This window comes from Campylobacter sp. US33a, assembly GCF_004378855.1.
In the GTDB taxonomy this organism is placed as follows: Bacteria; Campylobacterota; Campylobacteria; order Campylobacterales; family Campylobacteraceae; genus Campylobacter_D.
The window spans coordinates 1-5,987 of sequence record NZ_RYYL01000021.1 but is presented as its reverse complement, the minus strand read 5'-3'; the positions used below and the strand labels follow the sequence as shown (position 1 = coordinate 5,987).

Genomic DNA, 5,987 nt, shown 5'->3' with positions numbered 1-5,987 from the left:
GAAAGTGATTTATTAAACTCTAGTATAATAGGTTGTCCTCACGCTATAGCTAATGTAAGTGTTCCTTGCACTAAAGTTGTTAATGTTAAAGGTTCTTTATCTCAAAAGAAAGTAAATGGAGAATACGCTATATTACAAGAACTCATCTCAGCTTGTATTACAGACAAAGGCTTTCCTTTAAAAGTAAGCTTTACTCCAAGTAAGTTTAAATTTGATCATAGTTTTGATCCTAAGGAGGGCTTAGGAGAGCAAAGCAAAACTCAAACAGAGTTAAGAGAACCTAAACTAAGAATGTATTATAAAGAACACAAATACCAAAAAGACAATCTTTTAATCACTAATTTACACTTAAACAATACTTTATATCAAAACGAACAAGGTTTAGATACATTAGAATTATCCAAAAATGACTTGTTAAATTTAAATGATGTTAATATACTAAACACCCTTAAACAAGACTTTAGCAAAGATTGTGATTTTAAAGAGTGTGAAATTAGACTTAGTGTGCATTTACTAAAATTAACATTTGTTATCCCAAAAAACATTGCTAAAGTTTATAAAAGTGCTTATAAAGAATTTGAAAACAAAGATCTAGGAGCAGGATATTTTACAGAGTTACATGAATACAATAAAGATTATAGGGAAAATGAAAATATCATCCACCATAGAGTTTTTTTAGCTCCTGCTAAAATGCAAAAGATTGATTTTGAGATTGCTAAGGGCTTAGATGAGTGGCTTGATAATGAAAATGTGTGTTGCTTTAATGTTTATACTAAGGATTATTTTAATGCAGATGATAAAGATATGTCTACGAGTGATAATATAAAAGATAATACAAATGTCATAAAAAGCAATAATGCAAATTTTAATGAAAACAATACTCAAGAAATCATCCCTGATAATGTTATAAGAATAGAAACACAAGATGGTAGTGGAGAATTTATTGAGATAGTATTTGATGATTTGGAGGAATGGAGAAATAAATCAAGTGGAGCCATAAAGCCTTTATTTTCTCCTTTGGGAGGTATTGTAGATGAGGCTTTAGAATCACTTGAAAATGTCAGCATTATCGGTGATGCCTTAGCAATGCTTGGTACAGTGAAAAATCCCAAAAATGCAAAAAATATTATTAAGAAAAAATCATTGACAAAGGATGAAGTGTTGCAGATAGTGGATAAACTGCCAAAAAATGTCCGAGATAAACGCAGAAGAATAGTTGAAAACAAAGAAGAATTGGACAAATTATGGAAAAAGTTAACTAAAAATTCTAAAGAGTTAGAAAATAAAGTAGATAAAAAATACGGACAACCAATTTACATGAGAAAATTAGATGATCAAACTATTATACAATATAAAAAAGCTTCTAAAAGTGGAGGCGAGATCATAGAGATAAATTCTAACAAACCAAGAGAAAATCTTAGAACAATACATATAGAAAATGGGGTGAAAAATGAAGTATAAATATATCAAATGGAATAAAGAAGAAAAATGTGCTATATTTTTTCCTGATATAGATTATAGCTTATGGAAGAAAACACAATTAAAAGAAAATGCCTACAATAATCCCTCTTTAATTATATCTTCTTGCCTGATAACAAAAATGGATATTTTAGAGTTATTTGAGTATTATATTTTATTTATTTGCGGAAAAAGCATGGGCACATCAAGATGGGAATGTAATAATTTAATTTTATTGGATGCTTGTAACATTGACAATCTTAGCAATCCTTTCTCTTTAAATGCACCCAAACCTACCTATATAAGTGAATATATAAACATCTTAGGACAACTATTCTTAGCAGGATATATAGACTTTGGTTCTTATTGCGATGAAGAAGATAGAAATAAAATAGACTATCCCTCAAACTTATCTTATTATAAAGAAGATAAATACCAAGCTTGGATATATTTTAGAGATAATTTCTTTTATCAAGACAAATTTATTAGAGATTTGGACGATCCTGAAACATTAGACGAGGATGGATATAGTCTTATTTTAGGTGATGTTTCTTGGGATACACTACAATATTGGTCACAATACAATATCTGGGTAGCAACAACCCCCAAAGGCACAAAATACTTTAATGAAATCTTAGCTCCTAAATTTTATAACAAATACAAAGATTTAGAAGTAGAGATTGATGATAAGGGTAATATACTTAGATGGATTGGAGAGATTAATAGATGATTTTGCTTAAATTTTATTTAAATAAAAAATGTTAAGATAATATTTATTTAAAGGTAGATTATGAAAAATAAAGAATTTACTTGTCAATATATTTATAATCTATATGAACTTAGAAACTTGATAGATAAATATTGCAAACAAGCTAAAAATATAGTTTTATATTGTAATAATTTTTCAAGAAAAAATGTACTTAATCTAGCAATATCAGATTACGAAATTGCCAAGGACTGTTATTATGGTTTAGATCAATACTTATATGACACTCTTAAAACATTTGCTTCTAAAGGTAAAAAAGTTCAAATTTATGATTATTCTTATAAAAATTTCATTGATTCTAATAATTCTGATAATAATCTTCCAAACTTTATCATAACTTCTTTATCTTGTGATATGGCAAGCATTTTTGATGATTTTATAAAAGCCTTAGAAAAATCCGAAGATGAAACTACTTCAGAAGCTATGACGCAAATTTCAAAAAAAGAAAACAAAGGAATTGATTTTTTAATTACTTGTATTAATGAGAAATTAAAAACTCCTATACTTCAAAAACTAAAATTATTTGATGAATATCAAAAATTAAACGAATATAAACTAAATGAACAAATAGAACTGATATTTGGTGAATTGATACAAAATATTAAAGATATTTACGCAGAAGGTTATGAGTTTGCATACAAAACAATAATTAATGCTTTTCTTAATATTGTTAATATCTTTAAGTTAAAAAGCTTTTTGACAAAAACGCATCCATTATTAATTGCTAGTGATATTGCTTTTGAATCATGGAGGGTTTTTCAGGATATTTCAGAGTGGAGTGAGAATAAATACTCTTATGTCTTTTATAATGCTATTATAAAACTACTTATAAGTGATATTGGCTATATTTTTACTGTTTTTGAAAACAAAATTCATCACTATACTTTGATTATAGATGATAAAATTCTTTTTGATTTTTCAGGCTTTGGAGCGGTAAATTTTCAATCATCAGTATATCATAAACAAGATTTAGCAATATGTCTTAAATCAAATGAAGAAATTTTTAAAGATTTTTGGAGTGCAAATTCTTCAAATTTTTTCACTGAAAATCCCAAAGAAGAATTTATTCTTTATAAACAATACTCCATTAAAGAGGCACTTAAAAGGCAAATACCTTTAGATCAAAATAGACTAAGTTATATAGAAAGTCCGTATTTTAACTCTATTGCGCTAGCTCAAATCATAAAGGATTTAAAGGATAAAAAAAGCGAATCTTACCATGCAAAAAATTTTCTCATCATCACTAATGCTCCGCAAAAATATAATGCTGGACTTCATCAAAAACTTACAGAAGAAATTTTTGAAAATACTATCATTTATCCAGATACCATAAAAGATGAAAAACAAAATGATATTTTAGTCAAAGCTCCAAAAGACTATGATGTAACGATAGATTATAGTAAATATAAAATAAATATTATCGATAATGAAACTAATGCTTTTGTGCTTTCTTTAAGTCCTTTTGTTAAATTAAATTATCAAACTTATCAAAGCTTTGAGGATGTGGTAAAAGAAAAAGAAAAGTTATTAAATAGTATCACAGATGACAATCCTGAAAATGTATTTCAATATCTAAATTTTATAAAAAATCCTAGTAATGCTGATAAAATACACAATTATTATTATTTACAATCTGTTTTTTATCAAGCAAATAATAAAAAAACTTTTTTAGAAAAACAAAAACAATATTTTCAAGAAGGCATTGATTGCTTAAGAGCTTATATAAATAGTATTATTCAAACCAAACAACAAAACATTGGTACTTACACAGGTGTAACTTATTCGGAAAAATTTGTCGATAAGAAAAATATTACCATCACAGAAGTTCTTTTACTTGCCTTAACTTATTATGTAATAAAGCATTTTTATTCGTCTATTAAAACCGATTATCAAGCTTGGTGGAAATTATTTGCAAATTATGAAAGCATACAAATAGAAGAGGAAGAAAGTATTGATATACTTCCTCAAGATGTCCTTTTAAATATAAATGAAGAAAAAATCCCCTTATGCTTTTCAAAACAACAAAAAGCAAAACTTACTGAGAAAAAAATTTTTTGCATAGAAGAATTTGTAGATTATTTAGAGCAATCAAAAGACTGCGAAATCGATGAAAACGATGAAAAAGAACTTGAGATTTATTTAAAACAAGACAGTCAAGATACCCAAACTCAAGATGAAGCATTAAAACACAATTTAGAGCAATTAGATGCATTAATTAAAGATGAAAAAAAATCAAGCAACAATATCAGCGATGAACTCGACACTTTAACAGAATATATAGAAAAAAATGATATAGATAAAATTTCTTATAATCCACAAAAAACTATAGTAGCTATGATGGATGCTTTTATAGACAAATTCTTTCCTTTTGCGGATTTTTTAAGAGGAGATGATTTTAAATTTGCCAAGCAACTTAGCAAAACTGTCCTTAATTTTTTAACCCTTGAAGCACAAAAAGCCCTTTATGAAAATATAGGTGCGAGTTATTTGTTGTTTTTGATGACTAAATCAAATATTCATATGAAAAAAGTTACAATACACAACCAAAAAGAATTTGACAAAAGATTTAAAAAGCTAAGCAAAATGGCCCTATTAGAGCTTTGCTATATGCAAAAAAATAAAAACAAATATGAAGCTATCATGTTAGTAGATGGTATGACTTTTAAAGAATTAAAAAATCGCAAAGGTTTTAAAGACTTGACAAATATTAGTAAAAAACAAATTTTCAGATATAAATTTAATTTTACTTTAAAAACCATTCGCAATATTGCTAAAGAATCTTTTATATTCTTGCCTCAAGTCATCATCACAGATTTAGTTAATCAATTATGGATAACCCACTATGAAAAAAGCAAAAAAGAATACGAAAAATTGAAATTTTTAAATTTTAGTGATAAATACAGTCCTCCCTATGTGTTAATGAAAAAACCTACAGACGCACAAGAAGGATTAATTTCTTATCCTATGTTTATCAACAATACTTTTATTTCTTTTAATTTCACTTCTATGTTTACAGGTGGAAAACTACAAACAGGAGGTTTGGGGGAAAAAGAATCCTTATTTGTCTATCATAAAGATCTAAGCGGCACAAAAAAGGTAAGAAATTATCTTTTAAACAAACTTTTTGCATATTTGTGTTTAGATGAGTTAAGATCAAAAACCGGAGATTTAAAAATCATAGAAGATATAGATTTTTTTAATACTTATTCTTATTTACATGATTTACCTACAAAACCAAGACTTTTAAAACTAAAACATGAAGAAGATTTTTTAATCCCTAAAAATGCCAACGAAGAGCAAAGAAGAAGCATTGAAACTTATAACAAAAAATTACAAGCTATCAATAAAGATGAAGCAAAAAAAGCTTTATATAAAGAGTATAAAAATAGAGAAGCAAAAGGTTTAGCAGCCATAGATGCTTATCATAAATGCATGGATTATTTAGAGGATATAGATAACGATATTTTTAATACTAAAGCGACAAATAACGCTTCTGATCCTTCAAAACACAGAGAATTCTTAAAAGCTTTAGACACTATAGGGCAAAATAATATTAAGGCTTTGTATGTGGGGATAAATGGTGATAAAAATATCTCACAAAAAAAAGAAAGTGAGGAAAACAAAGAATATATGATTAAGGTTGCCAACAATAAAGAGGAAAAAGAAAAATGCCCTAAATTTGTAGGCAGACTAGCCACCACTATAATCATGAAAAATGGCTTACATATAGGATAAATTAAGAAAGGATAAAAGATGAGTGATA

Annotated in this window: 3 protein-coding genes; all 3 read left to right on the top strand. The window is 27.0% G+C overall.

The window, feature by feature from the left end; all coding sequences use genetic code 11:
• A partial coding sequence (locus tag ELQ16_RS10365) for a hypothetical protein (protein ID WP_243832629.1) occupies positions 1-1,461 on the top strand: 1,461 nt, incomplete at its 5' end.
• Positions 1,451-2,188 (top strand): hypothetical protein, encoded by a 738-nt coding sequence (locus ELQ16_RS09610; RefSeq protein WP_134239418.1) that lies wholly within the window; start codon positions 1,451-1,453, stop codon positions 2,186-2,188. The genes ELQ16_RS10365 and ELQ16_RS09610, both read left to right, overlap by 11 nt.
• Before the next feature lie 60 nt (positions 2,189-2,248).
• Positions 2,249-5,959 (top strand): hypothetical protein, encoded by a 3,711-nt coding sequence (locus tag ELQ16_RS09605; protein ID WP_134239416.1) that lies wholly within the window; start codon positions 2,249-2,251, stop codon positions 5,957-5,959.
• Positions 5,960-5,987 lie beyond the last annotated feature (28 nt).

Bases quoted from the DNA above. Each gene is read 5' to 3' on its own strand.
- ELQ16_RS09610 (WP_134239418.1), top strand. From the start codon at position 1,451: ATGAAGTATAAATATATCAAATGGAATAAAGAAGAAAAATGTGCTATA.
- ELQ16_RS09605 (WP_134239416.1), top strand. From the start codon at position 2,249: ATGAAAAATAAAGAATTTACTTGTCAATATATTTATAATCTATATGAA.